Genomic DNA, 18,193 nt, shown 5'->3' with positions numbered 1-18,193 from the left:
GGGAGGAGCAGACGTGACCAATGTTCCGGAGACCGGTCGCACCCCCCGGGTGCAGATCCGGCTGATGATGATCCAGGTCCTCGTCTTCTCGACGCTGTTCACCCTCGGCGGCCGGCTCTGGTTCCTCCAGATCCGCGACGGCGCGGAGTACTACCACGAGGCGAAGAGCAACCACGTCCAGCGGGTCGTCCAGCCGGCCGTGCGCGGTTCGATCCTCGACGCCCGCGGGGTCCCGCTCGCCGACAACGAGACCCGCCTGGTCGTCTCCGCCAGCCGCACCAAGCTCATGAAGATGAAGGACAGGGGCAAGGACGTCATGACCCGCCTCGCCGACGTCCTGGACATGAGCCCCAAGGAGGTCATGGAGAAGGTCCGGCTCTGCGACTCCCAGACCCCCGCGCCCTGCTGGAACGGTTCCCCGTACCAGCCGATTCCGGTCACCCTCGAAGCCACCACGCAGCAGGCGCTGCAGCTGCGCGAACGCCCCGAGGAGTTCCCCGGCATCACCGCGGAGCCCACCGCCGTCCGCCGCTACCCGGCCCCCGGCGGGGCCCGCACCGCGCAGGTGCTCGGCTACCTCTCACCGGTCACCGACGGCGAGATCCAGAAGGCCAAGGACACCGACTCGCCGCATCTGCGCTCCGATCAGGTCGGCCGCTCCGGGATCGAACGCACCTATGACAAGCAGTTGCGCGGCAAGGCGGAAGTCACCTCGTACGAAGTCGACAACCTCGGCCGGGTCATGGGCCAGACCAAGTCCGACCCGGGCGTGGCCGGGGCCACCCTCCTCACCAGCATCGACGCGCGGGTCCAGGCCGTCGCCGAGTACGAGCTCCAGCAGGCGATGAAGACCGTCCGCAACGAGACCGACAACATCACCGGCCGCAAGTACGAGGCCGACTCGGGCGCCGTCGTCGTCATGGAGGCCAAGACCGGCCGGGTCGTCGCGATGGCCTCCCAGCCCGACTACGACCCCAACGCCTGGGTCGGCGGCATTTCCGGCAAGGACTACGCCAGGCTCACCAGCAAGAACTCCAACTACCCGCTGCTGAACCGGGCCATCCAGGGCCAGGCCCCCGCCGGCTCCATCTTCAAGGTGGTGTCGGCGAGCGCGGCCGTGCGGGCCGGCTACGACTTCGACGGCAAGTACAACTGCAGCGCTTCCTACAACATGGGCGGCCGGAGCTTCGCGAACTTCGAGTCCAAGGGGCACGGCCCCATCACCCTGGGCGAAGCTCTCAAGTTCTCCTGCAACACCGTCTTCTACGCCCTCGGGCACAAGGAGTGGCAGCGCGACGGCGGCCTCAAGCCGAAGAAGGACGCCCACGACTGGTTCTACCGGACCGCCCGGGAGTTCGGACTCGGCGCCGAGACCCACATCGACCTGCCGAACGAGGTCACCGGCCGTATCCCCGACCGCAGGTGGAAGCAGAGCTTCTGGAAGGCCAACAAGGACTCCTGGTGCAAGCAGGGCAAGAAGGGCGGCACCTACGTCGAGCAGATCGCCTACGAGAGCTGCCTCGAAGGCAATCAGCTGAAGGCCTACGACAGCATCAACTTCGCCATCGGGCAGGGCGACGTACTCGTCACCCCCATCCAGATGGCCACCGTCTACTCCGCGATCAGCAACGGGGGCACCCTTTACGACCCCACGGTCGGCAAGGCCCTGATCAGTCCTGACGGCAAGCGCATCGAGATGATCAAGCCGCAGTCCCACGGCAGGCTGCCGGTCGACGCCAAGACCATCGGCAACCTCGACAAGGGCCTGCGCTCGGTCGCCGAGCCGGGCGGCACCGCCGCCTGGCGGTTCATCGGCTGGCCGATGGACAAGATCCCGATGCACGCCAAGACCGGCACCGCCCAGGTGTACGGCAAGCAGACCACGTCCTGGCTGGCGACCTACACCAAGGACTTCACGATCGTCATGACGATCTCCCAGGGCGGCACCGGCTCCGGAGCCTCCGGCCCCGCGGTCCGCAACCTCTACAACGCCATCTACGGTCTCGACATGGAGGGCAAGCAGGACCTGAAGAAGGCCCTGCTGCTGGGACCGGAGACCAAACTGCCCAAGATCGACCCCGACGGCTCCATCGAATCCCCCGAGATCCGGCCGTACGTGCCACCGTCGCCGGAGGAGCCGGCCCCCGTGCTCGCCGGGCCGCCCGCCGCGTCCCCCGTGCGGCCCGACTGAGGACCGAAAACCGACATGCAGACCGCGAACAAGTTCTCCGTATCCCGGTACGCGCCCGAGCGCGGCGCGATGGCCAAGCTGACCTCGCGCGACTCGGTGTTGCGCCGGCTCGACTGGCCGATACTCCTCTCGGCGCTCGCCCTGTCCTTCATCGGCGCCCTGCTGGTGTGGTCGGCGACCCGCAACCGCACCCAGCTCAATCAGGGCGACCCGTACTACTTCCTGGTCCGGCACGCCCTGAACACCGGCATCGGGCTCGTCCTGATGATCGGCACCGTCTGGCTCGGCCACCGCACCCTGCGCGGCGCCGTGCCGGTCCTGTACGGGCTCTCCCTGGTGCTCATCCTCGCCGTGCTCACCCCGCTCGGCGCCACCATCAACGGCGCCCACGCGTGGATCGTGATCGGCGGCGGCTTCTCGCTCCAGCCCTCCGAGTTCGTGAAGATCACGATCATCCTGGTCATGGCCATGCTGCTGGCCACCCGGGTGGACGCGGGCGACCTGGCCCACCCCGACCACCGCACCGTGGTCAAGGCGCTGTGCCTGGCCGCCGCCCCGATGGGCATCGTCATGCTGATGCCCGACCTCGGCTCCGTCATGGTCATGGTCATCATCGTGCTCGGCGTCCTGCTCGCCTCCGGCGCCTCCAACCGCTGGGTGCTGGGGCTGATGGGCTCCGGCGCGGCCGGGGCCATCCTGATCTGGCAGCTCGGCGTACTCGACGAGTACCAGATCAACCGCTTCGCGGCCTTCGCCAACCCCGAACTCGATCCCGCCGGCGTCGGCTACAACACCAACCAGGCGCGGATCGCGATCGGCTCCGGCGGGCTGACCGGCTCCGGGCTCTTCAAGGGCTCGCAGACCACCGGCCAGTTCGTGCCCGAGCAGCAGACCGACTTCGTCTTCACGGTGGCGGGGGAGGAGCTGGGCTTCCTCGGCGCCGGGCTGATCCTGGTCCTGCTCGGCATCATCCTCTGGCGGGCCTGCATGATCGCCCGCGAGACCACCGAGCTGTACGGGACGATCGTGTGCGCCGGGATCATCGCCTGGTTCGCGTTCCAGGCCTTCGAGAACATCGGGATGACCCTCGGGATCATGCCGGTGGCGGGGCTCCCGCTGCCGTTCGTCTCCTACGGAGGCTCGTCGATGTTCGCTGTGTGGGTGGCGGTCGGACTGCTGCAGTCGATCAGGGTGCAACGGCCGATGTCGGCCTAGCGGCGCCGATCTTCGGCCGCTTTGCGCGGTCGATTCCCCGTTCACCCTGCCGTCGTGATCCGTTCAGGACTAAGTTCGTTCCATGGCGGACACGAAACGCGAGATCGAGCGCAAATTCGAGTTCACGACGAGCAAGGCTGCGCGCCGCGGAGTCCCGGACCTGACCGGCACGGCCGCGATCGCGGCCGTCGCCGACCGGGGCACCGTCGACCTCGACGCGGTCTACTACGACACCCCCGACCAGCGGCTCGCCACCGACGGCCTCACCCTCAGACGCCGCACCGGCGGCGCCGACGCCGGCTGGCACCTCAAACTGCCCGTCTCCCCGGGCGTCCGCGACGAGGTCACCGCCCCCCTCAGCGACACCGTCCCGCGCGCCCTCGCCGCCCTCGTCCGCTCACGCGTCCGCGACACCCCCCTCGAACCCCAGGTCCGGCTGCTCTCCTCCCGCCGCGTCACCCACCTCCTCGACGCCGACGGGACCCTCCTCGCCGAACTCTCCACCGACGACGTCCGCGCCGAGCGCGACGAGGCCGCCGCAGCCTGGACCGAGGTCGAGGTCGAACTCGCCGACGGCGTCGACCCCGCCCTCCTCGACGCCGTCGAGAAGAGGTTCCGCAAAGCCGGACTCCACGTCTCCGACGCCCCCTCCAAACTCGCCCGCGCCCTCACCGAGACCGGCACCGCACCGCCTCCCCGCCCCGGGCCCGCCCTCGCCGAGGGCACCGCGGGCGCGCACGTCCTCGCGTACCTGCGCGAACAGCGCGATGCCCTCGTCGCCCAGGACCCGGCCGTCCGCCGCAACCTGCCCGACTCCGTCCACCAGATGCGGGTCGCCTGCCGCCGTATGCGCAGCGCCTTCAAGACCCACCGCAAGGTCCTCGACCGCACCGCCACCGACCCCCTCGGCGAGGAGCTGCGCTGGCTTGCCGCCGAGCTCGGTCTCGACCGCGACCAGGAAGTCCTGTCCGAGCGCATCCAGACCCGCATCGCCGAGCTCCCCCGCACCCTCCTGCACGGACCCGTCCGCGGCCGCCTGCGGGTGTGGAACAACGCCCGCCGCTCGGGAACCCGGCGCCGCGCCCTCGCCGCCCTCGACGCCAAGCGGTACGCCGCCCTGCTCGACTCCCTCGACACCCTGCTGGCCGACCCGCCCCTGCTCCCCGGCGCGGCCAAGCCCGCCGCCCGGGCCCTGCCCAAGGCGGTCCTGCGCGACTACGGGCGGCTCGCCACCCGCGTCGCGGGCGCCCTCGACCTGGAACCGGGCCACGAGCGCGACCTGGCCCTCCACGAAGCCCGCAAGGCCGCCAAACGTGCCCGCTATGCGGCGGAGGCCGCCGAACCCGCCCTCGGCAAACCGGCAAAACAGCTGGCCAAGGCCATGAAGTCGGTCCAGACCCTGCTCGGCGACCACCAGGACAGCGTCGTCGCCCGCGAGGCCCTGCACGGCCTCGGCGCACAAGCGGCCGGAGCGGGAGAGTCAGCTTTCAGCTGGGGCGTGCTCTACGCCCGCGAGGAAGCCCTGGCCGAGCAGCGCGAACGGGAGCTTCCGGACGTATGGGCGCAGGCCGGCGACCCCGCGCTCCGGGCGGACCTCGCCACCTAGGCGGTGATCTCGGCGGCAGGAGGCGGCTGCGCCTCGGGTTACGCTTGAGAGTCGCCCCCTGCCCGCTTCACGAAAGTCGCGTGATGTCCGAGTCGGTCTTCCCACAGCTCGAAGCTCTGCTCCCGCATGTGCAGAAGCCCATCCAGTACGTCGGCGGTGAGCTCAACTCCACCGTCAAGCCGTGGGATTCGTGTGACGTCCGCTGGGCGCTCATGTACCCGGACGCGTACGAGGTCGGGCTGCCCAACCAGGGCGTCATGATCCTGTACGAGGTGCTGAACGAGCGCGAGGGCGTGCTGGCGGAGCGCACGTACAGCGTGTGGCCCGACCTCGAAGAACTGATGCGCGAGCACAAGGTGCCGCAGTTCACCGTGGACAGCCACCGCCCCGTGGGTGCCTTCGACGTGTTCGGCCTGTCCTTCTCCACGGAGCTGGGCTACACGAACATGCTCACGGCCCTGGACCTGGCGGGCATCCCGCTGGAAGCCAGGAACCGTACGGTCGACCACCCCATCGTCCTCGCGGGCGGCCACGCGGCCTTCAACCCCGAGCCGATCGCGGAATTCATCGACTGCGCGGTCATCGGCGACGGCGAGCAGGCCGTCCTCGACATGACCGAGATCATCCGCACGTGGAAGGCCGAGGGCCGTCCGGGCGGGCGCGAAGAGGTCCTCTTCCGCCTGGCCAAGACCGGCCAGGTCTACGTGCCGGGCTTCTACGACGTCGACTACCTGCCCGACGGCCGCATCGCGCGCGTCGCCCCGAACAAGTCGGGCGTCCCGTACCGCGTGTCCAAGCACACGGTCATGGACCTCGACGAGTGGCCGTACCCCAAGCAGCCGCTGGTCCCGCTCGCCGAGACCGTCCACGAGCGGATGTCCGTCGAGATCTTCCGCGGCTGCACCCGCGGCTGCCGTTTCTGCCAGGCCGGCATGATCACGCGCCCCGTGCGGGAGCGAAGCATCACCGGCATCGGCGAGATGGTCGAGAAGGGTCTGAAGGCCACGGGCTTCGAGGAGGTCGGCCTCCTGTCGCTGTCCTCGGCGGACCACACCGAGATCGCCGAGATCGCCAAGGGCCTCGCGGACCGCTACACGGACGACAAGGTGGGCCTGTCCCTGCCGTCGACCCGCGTGGACGCGTTCAACGTGGACCTGGCGAACGAGCTGACCCGCAACGGGCGCCGCTCCGGTCTGACCTTCGCCCCCGAGGGCGGCTCCGAGCGCATGCGCAAGGTCATCAACAAGATGGTCTCGGAAGAGGACCTGATCCGGACGGTGGCCACCGCGTACGGCAACGGCTGGCGCCAGGTGAAGCTGTACTTCATGTGCGGCCTGCCGACCGAGACCGACGAGGACGTGCTCCAGATCGGCGACATGGCGGTCAACGTCATCGCCAAGGGGCGAGAGGTCTCCGGCCAGAACGACATCCGCTGCACGGTGTCGATCGGCGGATTCGTGCCGAAGCCGCACACCCCGTTCCAGTGGGCGCCGCAGCTGTCGGCCGAGGAGACGGACGCCCGCCTGGGCAAGCTCCGCGACAAGATCCGCGCCGACAAGAAGTACGGCCGCTCGATCGGCTTCCGCTACCACGACGGCAAGCCGGGCATCGTCGAGGGCCTCCTCTCGCGCGGCGACCGCCGCATCGGCGACGTGATCCGCGCCGTGTACGAGTCGGGCGGCCGCTTCGACGGCTGGCGCGAGCACTTCTCGTACGACCGCTGGATGGAGGCCGCGGAGAAGACGCTGCCGGCGTACGGCGTGGACGTGGCCTGGTACACGACGCGTGAGCGCACGTACGAGGAGGTCCTCCCCTGGGACCACCTGGACTCCGGTCTCGACAAGGACTGGCTCTGGGAGGACTGGCAGGACGCCCTCGACGAAACAGAGGTCGAGGACTGCCGCTGGACCCCGTGCTTCGACTGCGGCGTGTGCCCGCAGATGGACACGCACATCCAGATCGGCCCCACGGGCAAGAAGCTCCTCCCCCTGACGGTGGTGAAGTAGTCACCGGCCGACACCGCGCCTCGAGTATGCCCCTCACCCGGAACGGTGGGGGGCATATTCATTCGACTGCCGGTTGAAGGTTTCTGCAATTGGCTCTCACGGATATCCTGGATTGAGCGTGGAGCAATACTTTGTCCCAGCTGCCAGGAGGTGGCCGGCATGGCCAAGACCGTGATCGACATCAACGAAGAGGCACTCGCCCTGGCGGCGGAGGCACTCGGCACCACCACCAAGAAGGACACGGTCAACGCCGCGCTCGAAGAAATAGGAGCACGGCTGCGTCGGCAGCGGGCGCTGGAAGCACTCGTCAAGCTCGATGAGGAAGGCGCTTTCGACAAGGGGCGGGAACCCGGATTCAAGGAGGAGGTGCGGGGGCCGTGGGGGAGCTGACCGAGGGCACGTTCCTCATCGACACCTCCGCCGCTCACCGCATCACGCTGCCGGGGCCGTTCTCCACCTGGCGGCCGGCACTCGCCGCCGGACGCATCGGCATGTGCGCGGCGACGCAGGCCGAGGCGCTGTACTCCGCGCGGTCGGCCGCCCAATACGCCGCGATGCGGCAGGCATTCACGGACCTGTACGTGTGGCACGGGATCCCGGACGACGTGTGGGTCCGGGTCGGTGCCGTGCAGGAGGCCCTGGCCCAGGCCGGCTGCGTGCGCTCCGCGGGAGTGGTCGACCTCGTGGTCGCGGTCACCGCGGCGAGGCATCGCCTGACCGTCCTCCACTATGACCGCGACTTCGAGACGCTGGCCAAGCACATCGACCTCCGCACCCGGTGGCTGGCCGAGCCGGGGTCCATCGACTGAGCCGGCCCCCGCCGCAACGGTCGGGGGGTTCTGGGTGTCCTTACGGTTATGGAACTTGAGAAGCCGCGGGACGGGGGGAGTGGCGAGGGCTGCCTCGTGGGGGTCGTGCGGGTACCCGTCAAGATCGTGGCGCTGATCGTCGTACTGCCCGTACGGGTGGTTTGGGATCTGCTCGTCGCGTTCGGGCGGGCCGTCCAGCGGCACGTGCTGGGGCCCTTCTCCGGGTACGTCCTCCAGCCGGTGCTGCGCGGGACCGGCTGGGTGCTGACGGTGCTGCTCAAGCTGGTGTTCGTCTGGCCCTGGGTCGGGTTGTGGCGGTATGTGCTCCAGCCCGTGTACGCGTACCTCGTCGCTCCCGTCGGGCGGTTCCTGTACGTACACCTCCTGCGTCCGCTCGGTGAGGCGCTGGCCTGGGTCGGGCGCGGGGGGATGCGGTATCTGCTCGCACCGCTCGCCAAGGGCGTGATGTGGACCCTGTGGGCACTCTGCATGAGCCTGTTCGTCTGGCCCTGGGTGGGGTTGTGGCGGTACGTGCTCGCGCCCGTCGGGCGGGGGCTGCTGTGGGTGGGGGCTGTTTTCTACCGGTACGTGATGACCCCGGTCGGGCATGGACTGGCCGTGATCGGGTCCGTGGTCTACCGGTATCTGCTGCGGCCCGTGGGGGTCGGGGTGTACCGGTACGTGCTCGTGCCCCTGTGGCAGGTGCTCGTCTGGGCCTGGTACGTCGCCGGGCGGATCGTGCGGGCCGTGTGGCGGGGAGTCCGGCTGGTCGGGTGGGTGCTCGTGGGCCGGCCCGTGTCGCAGGTGTACCGGCACGTGCTGACGCCGGTCGGACATGTCGTACGGGAGGTGTGGCGCACCGTCCGCGCCACCGTCCGCGAGGTCCGGGCCGACGTGCGAAAGGTGCTGTTCGGGGGCCCCGGCCGGGAACCGGCGAGGTCACGGGCGCGTACTCTGGGTAGTACGACAGCCGCAGGCAAAAACGCGCCCGCCCCCGAGATCTCCCTGCACGAACAGAAGCAGGGGTGAGCCGGAGGGCACGGTGTGGCCGGCAGGCTCACCAGACCTCAGGGCGACGCGCGAGCCGCGGAGCCCCGCACAAGGAGAAGAACCACTGGGCAAGCGACAGCCCGAAGGCCCACCCCCCGCACCGGTGGTGCAGCGCATCCGACTGCGCTACACCAAACGCGGCCGCCTCCGGTTCACCAGCCACCGTGACTTCCAGCGCGCGTTCGAGCGGGCCCTGCGCCGCGCCGAGGTGCCCATGGCGTACTCGGCGGGCTTCACCCCGCACCCCCGCGTCTCGTACGCGAACGCCGCGCCGACCGGCACCGGCAGCGAGGCCGAGTACCTCGAGATCGCCCTCGCCGAGCCCCGCGACCCCGAGAAGCTCCGCGAGCTGCTCGACGAGTCGATGCCGCTCGGGCTCGACATCATCGAGGCCGTCGAGGCCCGTACCTCCGGGCTCGCCGACCGGCTGACGGCCTCCGTGTGGGAGCTGCGGCTGGAGGGCGTGGAGGTCGCCGACGCCGAGCGCGCCGTCGAGGCCTTCCTCGCCGCCGAGGCGGTCGAGGTGCAGCGCCGCACCAAGAACGGCATGCGCAGCTTCGACACCCGGGGCGCCGTAGTGAGCCTCGAGGCGGTTCCCACCCCGGCTGATAGGCCGCTGGACAATGCCTGTGCGATACTGCGGCTGGTTGTTCGGCATCTGACACCTGCCGTGCGACCCGACGACGTCCTGTCCGGTCTCCGAGCTGTGGCCGACCTGGCGCCGCCGGTCCCCGCAGCGGTGACCAGGCTGGCGCAGGGGCTCTTCGACGAGGAGTCCGGCACGGTGACCGACCCGCTCGCGCCCGACCGCGAGGCTGTCACGGCCGCCCCACCCACGGCCGCCGTAGCCGCCGACGCGAAGGCGCCGGAAGGTCCCGCCGCGTAGGGATCGTCGTCGTCGCGCAGCCCTGGCACTCGGGAGCCACCTGGGTCGGGCCGCGCACTGACCTGAAGACTTCCGCCAGGCCGTACGGACAAGACGTACGGAACCGGCGGCCATGGACTACAGCTCCCGTGTGGCGAACGCGCCCCGGAGGCCGGTTCCGCGCTGATCGCGCGGGGCCGTGCCGGACCGGAAGTCAGCCGCGGCGCCCGGGAGCGTGACGGGAGAACCGCCCGCATGCTCAACAACGAAACCAACAACACCACCGGTGGCGCCGACAGCGGCAGCCCGAGCGACAACCTGCCTCCGCGCAGGCGTCGCCGTGCCGCGTCGCGGCCCGCCGGCCCGCCCGGTGCGACCGCGACCCCGGCCGCCGAGGTGACCGAGGCCGCTCCGGCCGCCCCCGCCGCCGTCGAGGAGGCCGCTCCGGCCGCCGCCCCGGCCCGTACCCGCCGCCGCGCGACCCGCGCCGTGGCCGCCACCGAGACTCCCGCCGCCGAGGTCGTCGAGGCCGTCGCCCCGGCCGCCGAGGAGGTTGCGGCTCCCGCGCCGCGTGCCCGTCGTCGTGCGACCCGTGCCGTGGCCGCTCCCGAGGCTCCGGCCGCTGCCGAGGCCGTCGTGGAGGCTGCTGCTCCGGCTGCTCCGGTTGCCGAGGAGGTTGCGGCTCCCGCGCCGCGTGTCCGTCGCCGTGCGACCCGTGCCGTGGCCGCTCCCGAGGCTCCGGCCGCTGCCGAGGCCGTCGTAGAGGCTGCTGCTCCGGTTGCCGAGGAGGTTGCGGCTCCCGCGCCGCGTGTCCGTCGCCGTGCCACCCGTGCCGTGGCCGCCCCCGAGGCGCCTGCCGCCGAGGTTGTCGTCGAGGCTGCCGCTCCGGCTGCTCCGGCTGCTCCGGTTGCCGAGGAGGCTGCGGCTCCCGCGCCGCGTGCCCGTCGTCGTGCCACCCGAGCCGTCGCCGCCCCCGAGGCGCCCGCCGCCGAGGCCGTCGTGGAGGAGGCCGCTCCCAAGGCCACCGTCACCGTCGCCGACGCCGTGGACTCCCCGAAGCGCGGCGGCCGCCGCCGCGCCACCCGTTCCGCAGCCTCCGCAGCTCCGGCCGCCCAGGCCGCTGCGGTGGAGCCCGCCGCCGAGGAGGAGCCCGTCGCCCCGGCTCGTGGCCGCCGCGCCGCGCGCCCCGCCGTGGCCGTGTTCCAGGCCCCGGTCTTCACCGAGCCGATGTTCCAGACCCCGGAGACCGCCGCCATGGCCGCCATGGCCGCCGCCGCAGCCGCCCCGGCGGAAGAGGTCGAGGAGGAGGAGGACGAGCTCGAGGCCGAGGCCGTCCAGGCCCCCGCCCCGCAGCCGGCGGGCCGTCGCCGCCGCCGCGGCCGCGGTGCGGGCGAGGCCGCCCCGGCCGCCGAGTCCGCGCCGGTGTCCCTGGCCGACGTGGAACGTGTCGAGGAGGAGGCCGAGGCCGCCGAGCTCGACGAAGAGGCCGCCGAGTTCGAAGAGGGCGACGAGACGGGCGAGCGCCCGTCCCGCCGCCGCCGCCGTGGCGGCCGCCGCCGCCGCCGGGGCGAGACCGCCGACCTGGACGAGTCCGCCGAGGACGAGGCCGAGGCGGAGGCCGCCGAGCAGGAGGCGGGAGAGGAAGAGGACTCCGCTGACGAGGACGACGAGGAGACCGGCGCCCTGGGCTCCAGCTCCAGCCGTCGCCGTCGCCGCCGTCGCCGTCGCAGCGGTGAGCCCGCCGACGTCACGGCCGAGGGCGAAGCGGGCGAGGAGGACGGCGTACGCACCGTCGTCAAGGTCCGCGAGCCGCGCCCGGCGCGCGAGAAGGCCGAGCCGTCCGACGAGGTGCAGTCCATCAAGGGCTCGACCCGTCTGGAGGCGAAGAAGCAGCGCCGCCGCGAGGGCCGCGAGCAGGGCCGCCGCCGCGTCCCGATCATCACCGAGGCCGAGTTCCTGGCCCGCCGTGAGGCCGTCGAGCGCGTGATGGTCGTCCGCCAGTCCGGCGAACGCACCCAGATCGGCGTCCTCGAGGACAACGTGCTCGTCGAGCACTACGTCAACAAGGAAGAAGCCACCTCGTACGTCGGCAACGTCTACCTGGGCAAGGTCCAGAACGTGCTGCCGTCGATGGAGGCCGCCTTCATCGACATCGGCAAGGGCCGCAACGCCGTCCTGTACGCCGGCGAGGTCAACTTCGAGGCGCTCGGCATGGCCAACGGGCCGCGCCGCATCGAGTCCGCCCTCAAGTCCGGCCAGTCCGTCCTGGTGCAGGTCACCAAGGACCCGATCGGCCACAAGGGCGCCCGCCTGACCAGCCAGGTCTCGCTGCCGGGCCGCTACCTCGTCTACGTGCCCGAGGGCTCGATGACCGGTATCAGCCGCAAGCTGCCCGACACCGAGCGCGCGCGTCTGAAGACCATCCTCAAGAAGATCGTCCCCGAGGACGCGGGCGTCATCGTGCGCACCGCCGCCGAGGGTGCGAGCGAGGACGAGCTGCGCCGCGACGTCGAGCGTCTGCAGGCCCAGTGGGAGGACATCCAGAAGAAGTCGAAGCAGATCTCGACCTCCTCGCCGAGCCTCCTGTACGGCGAGCCGGACATGACGGTCCGCGTCGTGCGCGACATCTTCAACGAGGACTTCTCGAAGGTCATCGTCAGCGGTGACAGCGCTTGGGAGACCATCCACGGCTACGTCTCGCACGTGGCCCCGGACCTGGCCGACCGGCTGTCGCGCTGGACCTCCGAGGTCGACGTCTTCGCGACGTACCGGATCGACGAGCAGCTCGCCAAGGCGCTCGACCGCAAGGTGTGGCTGCCCTCGGGCGGTTCCCTCGTGATCGACAAGACCGAGGCGATGATCGTCATCGACGTCAACACCGGCAAGTTCACCGGTCAGGGCGGCAACCTCGAGGAGACCGTCACCAGGAACAACCTGGAGGCGGCCGAGGAGATCGTGCGCCAGCTGCGGCTGCGCGACCTCGGCGGCATCGTCGTCATCGACTTCATCGACATGGTCCTGGAGTCGAACCGCGACCTGGTCCTGCGGCGCATGCTGGAGTGCCTGGGCCGCGACCGTACGAAGCACCAGGTCGCCGAGGTGACCTCGCTGGGCCTGGTCCAGATGACCCGCAAGCGGGTGGGCCAGGGCCTGCTGGAGTCCTTCTCCGAGACCTGCGTGCACTGCAACGGGCGCGGTGTGATCGTGCACATGGAGACGCCGACCGCGGTCGGCGGCGGTGGCAACGGCAAGCGCGCGAAGCGTCGCGGCCGTGGCCACGAGCACGACCACGAGATCGAGGGCGCTGCGACCGTCGAGCACGAGGCGCTCGAAGCCGAGACCGAGGCCGAGGTGGCCGCCGAGCTCGCGGCGCCGGTGGCGCTTCCCGAGCCGGCGTTCGTCGCGGACGAGGAGCTCTACGGCAGCCCGGCGGAGGCGGAGGCCGCGGCCGGCCTGAGCGGCCGTCGCAACCGTCGCCGTGCCACCCGCAAGGCGACCGCTCCGGCGGGTGCCCCGCGCGGTGCGGCCGTCCAGGCGGCTCCGGCCGTCCCGGCTCCGGCCCCCGTGGCCGAGGCCGAGCCCGTCGCCGCCCCCGCGGCGGAGCCGGTGGCCGAGGCCGAGCCGGTGACCGAGGCGGCCGACACGGTGCTCGAGCCGGCCTCCGAGGTCGTCGCCGAGGCGGTGGAAGCCGCCGAGACGGTCGAGGCCGCGCCCAAGGGCCGTACGCGTCGCCGTGCCACCCGCAAGGCCACGGCCCCGGCGGGCGCCCCGGCTGCGGCCGAGGCCGCCCCGGAGCCCGAGCCGGTCGTCGAGGCCGCCCCCGAGCCCGTCGCACCGGCGGAGCCCGAGCCCGTCGCCGAGGCGCCGGTCGCGGAGGCCCCCGTGGCGGAGGCCGCACCGGCCCGTCCGCGCCGTCGCGCCACCCGTAAGGCCACCGCACCCGCCGGTTCCCCGGCAGGCGCGGCGGAGGCTGCCGTACTGGTCGTCGAGGCTCCCGCCGCCGAGCCCGAGGCCGCCCCGGCCCCGGCCGAGGCAGCGGAGGCCGAGGAGGCCGCCCCGGCGGCCAAGAAGACGGCCCGCAAGACGGCCGCCAAGAAGGCCCCGGCGAAGAAGGCCACCGCCGCCAAGAAGGCGACGGCCGCCAAGAAGACCGTCGCGAAGAAGGCGACGGCCAAGAAGACCGTCGCGAAGCGGGCGACGAAGAAGACCGCGGCGGCCGAGCAGCAGTCGCAGCCGTCCGTCTCGGCTCCGGCCGAAGCCTGATCCGCTGCACGGCCGTGGGCCCCGCCGAGAGGCGGGGCCCACGGCCGTGCGGGGCCCGGTTTGACCCTCCGGAACCGGCCCCGTAACCTAGACCGTCGGCATGTCCTAGATGATTACGTCTAGTGCGCGTCGCGCTCCTGAGCACCTTCCTCCGGCCGGGCACCGCCCGCAGGAGAGGCCGCTCGTCCAATCCGGATCTGTGCCGTCCCCTCCCGCAAGAGGGGCCTGCCTGAGCGGCTGGCTTCAGGAGCATCCGTCCCGAGTGAGAGAGAGATCCGCGTGTACGCCATCGTGCGCAGCGGTGGTCGCCAGCACAAGGTTGCTGTTGGTGACATCGTTGAGGTTGACAAGATTTCCACTGCCAAGGTTGGCGACACGGTCGAGCTCTCGACCCTGCTCGTTGTCGACGGCGACGCCGTGACCAGCGACCCGTGGGTGCTGGCCGGGATCAAGGTCCAGGCCGAGATCGTGGACCACCACAAGGGCGCCAAGATCGACATCCTGCGCTACAAGAACAAGACCGGCTACCGCCGTCGCCAGGGTCACCGCCAGCAGTACACGGCGATCAAGGTCACCGGTATCCCCACGGCTGCGAAGTAAGAGGGACTGAGACATGGCACACAAGAAGGGCGCATCGTCCACCCGGAACGGGCGCGACTCCAATGCCCAGCGGCTCGGCGTGAAGCGCTTCGGCGGTCAGGTCGTTTCCGCTGGTGAGATCCTCGTCCGCCAGCGCGGCACGCACTTCCACCCGGGCGCGGGCGTCGGCCGTGGCGGCGACGACACGCTGTTCGCGCTGCAGGCGGGTGCCGTGCAGTTCGGCACGCACCGTGGCCGCAAGGTCGTCAACATCGTTCCGGCCGCCTGATCCAGCTTCTGCTGATCAGCGGTACGTAACTTCCCGAGGGCGGATCTCAGCTCTTCCCGGCGCAAGCCGGGAAGAGAGGTCCGCCCTCGGCGCGTTGGCACATAGGCACGCTTAGGCACGTTTAATGGGCAGCAAGGCCTGCCTGGGACATTCCCGTATGTATCTGGAGGAACAACCATGACCACCTTCGTGGACCGCGTCGAGCTGCATGTCGCCGCGGGTAACGGGGGCCACGGCTGCGCCTCCGTTCACCGGGAGAAGTTCAAGCCGCTGGGCGGCCCCGACGGCGGCAACGGCGGCCGTGGCGGCGACGTGATCCTGGTCGTCGAGCAGGCGATCACCACCCTGCTGGACTACCACCACAGCCCCCACCGCAAGGCCACCAACGGCAAGCCCGGCGAGGGCGGCAACCGCTCCGGCAAGGACGGCCAGGACCTGGTCCTGCCCGTGCCGGACGGCACCGTCGTCCTCGACAAGGAGGGCAACGTCCTCGCCGACCTCGTCGGCCAGGGCACCACCTTCGTGGCCGCCGAGGGCGGCCGCGGCGGCCTCGGCAACGCCGCACTGTCCTCCGCCCGCCGCAAGGCCCCCGGCTTCGCGCTCCTCGGCGTCCCCGGCACCACGGGCGACATCGTCCTGGAGCTCAAGACCGTCGCCGACGTGGCCCTCGTGGGCTTCCCGAGCGCCGGCAAGTCCTCGCTGATCTCGGTGCTCTCCGCAGCCAAGCCGAAGATCGCGGACTACCCCTTCACCACCCTGGTCCCGAACCTGGGCGTCGTCACGGCCGGCTCGACCGTCTACACGATCGCCGACGTTCCCGGCCTGATCCCGGGCGCCAGCCAGGGCAAGGGCCTCGGCCTGGAGTTCCTGCGCCACGTCGAGCGCTGCTCGGTGCTCGTGCACGTCCTGGACACCGCCACCCTGGAGTCCGACCGCGACCCCGTCTCCGACCTCGACGTCATCGAGGAGGAGCTCAAGCAGTACGGCGGCGGCCTCGAGACCCGGCCGCGCCTCGTCGTCCTCAACAAGGTCGACATCCCGGACGGCCAGGACCTCGCCGACATGATCCGCCCCGACCTCGAGGCGCGCGGCTACAAGGTCTTCGAGGTCTCCGCGGTCGCCCGTACGGGCCTCAAGGAGCTCTCCTACTTCCTGGCCGAGGTCGTCGCCAAGGCGCGCTCCCGCAAGCCGAAGCAGGAGGCGACCCGTATCGTCATCCGCCCGAAGGCCGTGGACGACGCCGGCTTCACCGTCACGTACGACGAGGTCGAGGACGTCTACAACGTGCGCGGCGAGAAGCCGGAGCGCTGGGTCCGCCAGACCGACTTCAACAACGACGAGGCCGTGGGCTACCTGGCCGACCGCCTCAACCGCCTCGGTGTCGAGGACGCGCTGAGGAAGGCCGGTGCCCGCGCGGGTGACGGCGTCGCGATCGGCTCCGACGAGAACGCGGTCGTCTTTGACTGGGAGCCGACCATGATGGCCGGCGCCGAGATGCTGGGCCGCCGCGGTGAGGACCACCGTATGGAGGCCCCGCGTCCGGCCACCCAGCGCCGCAAGGAGAAGGAAGCCAAGCGCGGGGACTCGGCGCAGCAGGAGTACGACGAATTCCGGCCCTTCTGATCTGCTGCTTTGCCGTTTTTGTGCCCCGGACGGCGGAGTTGAAGTGATGTTTACCCCGGTCGCCTAGGATCCAACGGGTGAGCAGCACCAACACTCCCAGCGTTTCCGTCGTGGTGATCGCGTACAACGACGCCGTGCTCGTGGGCGAGGCCGTGACATCGGCTCTCGCCCAGGGCCCGGTGGTCGCCGAGGTGATCGCCGTGAACGACGCCTCGTCCGACGGCACCGCGCGGGTGCTGGACGAGCTGGCCGGCGCCCATCCCCGCCTCAAGGTCGTGCACCGCACGGAGAACAGCGGCGGATGCGGTACCCCGCGCAATGACGGGATCGCGCTCGCGACCTCGCCGTACGTCCTCTTCCTCGACAGCGACGACGTCCTGCCCCCGGGGGCGGCCGACGCCCTCGTGCGCGCCGCCGAGGAACACCGCGCGCCGGTGACCGTCGGCGCCTGCGTACGCCGTGAGCTGCCGCAGTACCACGACGTGCCCTGGATGCCCGGGCTGTACACCGCGGGCGATGTGATCGAGCGGCCCGCGGACCGGCCCGAGCTGGTCCGCGACACCCTCTGCGTCAACAAGCTGTACGACCGGTCCTTCCTGGAAAAGCATGCGATCCGCTTTCCCGACGGCCGGTTCGTCTACGAGGACTTCGTCTTCACCGCGCGCGTGCTGGCCGCCGCGCCCCGCATCGCCGTCATCGGCGACCTCGTCTACGTCTGGCACGTGCGCCGCAGTGCCGCCCAGGTGTCGATCTCCCTGGACCGCAAGGACGTCGGCAACTGGCGCTCGCGGATCGAGGCCCACCGCACGGCCTGCCGGATCATCACCGACTCCTCCCCGCGGCTGGGCCTTGCCTGCCAGGTGAAGTTCCTGGAGTACGACCTGCGCATGTACCTGCGCGAGCTCGGCAAGGACCCCGAGTACCAGGCCGCCTGGTGGACGCTGACCCGCGACTACCTCGCCGGGTTCGACGAGGCCGCGATCGAGGCCGCCGGGGCGCACGCCCGCTGGATCGTCCGGCTGCTGCTGGCGACCCCGGCCCCGCCCGCCGACGTGGAGCGCCTCACCCGCTTCGCCGCCGAGCCGCCGCGGCTGCTGCCCCCGTACGCGACCGGCCCCGGCGGGCTGCCCGTGTGGAGCCAGGAGCTCCCGGTGGTCCTGGACGGGCTGGCCGGGCTGCCGATGGCCGATCTGCCCGTCAGTATCGACGCCGAACCGGTCGGCGCCGGCCGGCTCCGGATCCGGGTACGCGACCTGTACGGGCGCCTCGCCGAGGCCGGACCGCGCACCGCCCGGCTGCGCTTCGTACCGCGCTCGGGCGGGCAGCCGGTCCTCGACCGGCCGGTGGAGCTGCGCCCCGCCGCCGACGGTGACGGCTGGACCGCCGCGCTGCCGTTCCGGCTCACCGGCGTGGCCGCCGCCGGGCGCCGCCAGGGCCGCCGCGGCATGCAGGCGTGGGGCGTCCAGGTGGGCGTGGAGTTCGCCGACGGGAGCTCCCTGGTCACCTCCCCGCGCCCCCTCGACGACCTCCTCCACCGCCGGGCGCTGCCCAGCAGCAGGTACGGTGTTCTGCTGGCGCAGCCGTTCCGCACGGGCGGAGGATCACTGGCCCTGCGGCTCGCGCCGGGTGCCGCGGGCGCGCTGAGCCTGGTACGCAACCGTCTCCACCGGGCCCGGGCAGGCCGCGGATCGGAGTGA

The 18,193-nt window shown here is 71.4% G+C and carries 13 protein-coding genes; all 13 read left to right on the top strand.

The features are described from left to right. Window positions 1-13: 13 nt before the first annotated feature. The 13 genes from mrdA (at window position 14) to ACZ5WG_RS12175 (ending at window position 18,193) form a co-directional block, all read left to right on the top strand. Window positions 14-2,191, top strand: a complete 2,178-nt coding sequence (mrdA, locus tag ACZ5WG_RS12235) for a penicillin-binding protein 2 (RefSeq protein ID WP_468722563.1) — start codon at window positions 14-16, stop codon at window positions 2,189-2,191. Between the two features lie 15 nt (window positions 2,192-2,206). After that, window positions 2,207-3,406: a rod shape-determining protein RodA gene (rodA, locus tag ACZ5WG_RS12230; RefSeq protein WP_468722561.1), complete on the top strand. Its 1,200-nt coding sequence runs from the start codon at window positions 2,207-2,209 to the stop codon at window positions 3,404-3,406. An 82-nt stretch (window positions 3,407-3,488) separates the two neighbouring features. Then, window positions 3,489-5,012: a CYTH and CHAD domain-containing protein gene (locus ACZ5WG_RS12225; RefSeq protein WP_468722559.1), complete on the top strand. Its 1,524-nt coding sequence runs from the start codon at window positions 3,489-3,491 to the stop codon at window positions 5,010-5,012. An 80-nt stretch (window positions 5,013-5,092) separates the two neighbouring features. After that, on the top strand, window positions 5,093-7,018 hold the full coding sequence (locus tag ACZ5WG_RS12220) for a TIGR03960 family B12-binding radical SAM protein (RefSeq protein WP_468722557.1): 1,926 nt from the start codon (window positions 5,093-5,095) through the stop codon (window positions 7,016-7,018). Between the two features lie 159 nt (window positions 7,019-7,177). Further along, window positions 7,178-7,408: a type II toxin-antitoxin system VapB family antitoxin gene (locus tag ACZ5WG_RS12215; RefSeq protein ID WP_468722556.1), complete on the top strand. Its 231-nt coding sequence runs from the start codon at window positions 7,178-7,180 to the stop codon at window positions 7,406-7,408. Beyond that, the gene (locus tag ACZ5WG_RS12210) at window positions 7,396-7,827 is read left to right on the top strand and encodes a PIN domain-containing protein (protein ID WP_468722554.1); all 432 of its coding nucleotides are present in this window, start codon (window positions 7,396-7,398) and stop codon (window positions 7,825-7,827) included. The genes ACZ5WG_RS12215 and ACZ5WG_RS12210 overlap by 13 nt, the downstream gene beginning before the upstream one ends. A gap of 48 nt (window positions 7,828-7,875) precedes the next feature. Continuing rightward, window positions 7,876-8,856: a hypothetical protein gene (locus ACZ5WG_RS12205; RefSeq protein ID WP_468722553.1), complete on the top strand. Its 981-nt coding sequence runs from the start codon at window positions 7,876-7,878 to the stop codon at window positions 8,854-8,856. Window positions 8,857-8,983: 127 nt separating this feature from the next. Next, window positions 8,984-9,763 (top strand): TIGR03936 family radical SAM-associated protein, encoded by a 780-nt coding sequence (locus ACZ5WG_RS12200; protein ID WP_468723039.1) that lies wholly within the window; start codon window positions 8,984-8,986, stop codon window positions 9,761-9,763. Window positions 9,764-9,997: 234 nt separating this feature from the next. After that, on the top strand, window positions 9,998-14,005 hold the full coding sequence (locus ACZ5WG_RS12195) for an Rne/Rng family ribonuclease (RefSeq protein ID WP_468722551.1): 4,008 nt from the start codon (window positions 9,998-10,000) through the stop codon (window positions 14,003-14,005). Window positions 14,006-14,284: 279 nt separating this feature from the next. After that, entirely contained in the window at window positions 14,285-14,605 is a 321-nt protein-coding gene (rplU, locus tag ACZ5WG_RS12190) for a 50S ribosomal protein L21 (protein ID WP_030159347.1), read from the top strand. A 13-nt stretch (window positions 14,606-14,618) separates the two neighbouring features. After that, a complete protein-coding gene (gene rpmA / locus ACZ5WG_RS12185; RefSeq protein WP_008738950.1) occupies window positions 14,619-14,873 on the top strand; it encodes a 50S ribosomal protein L27 in 255 nt (84 codons plus the stop codon). Between the two features lie 177 nt (window positions 14,874-15,050). Continuing rightward, window positions 15,051-16,496, top strand: coding sequence for a GTPase ObgE (gene obgE / locus ACZ5WG_RS12180; RefSeq protein ID WP_468722550.1), 1,446 nt, complete (start codon window positions 15,051-15,053; stop codon window positions 16,494-16,496). 77 nt (window positions 16,497-16,573) lie between these two features. Next, on the top strand, window positions 16,574-18,193 hold the full coding sequence (locus tag ACZ5WG_RS12175; protein WP_468722548.1) for a glycosyltransferase family 2 protein: 1,620 nt from the start codon (window positions 16,574-16,576) through the stop codon (window positions 18,191-18,193).

It is taken from the genome of Streptomyces sp. NPDC032745 (genome assembly GCF_055579465.1).
The sequence above is the reverse complement of the archived record's forward strand: the minus strand, read 5'-3'. Positions and strand labels throughout refer to the sequence as shown.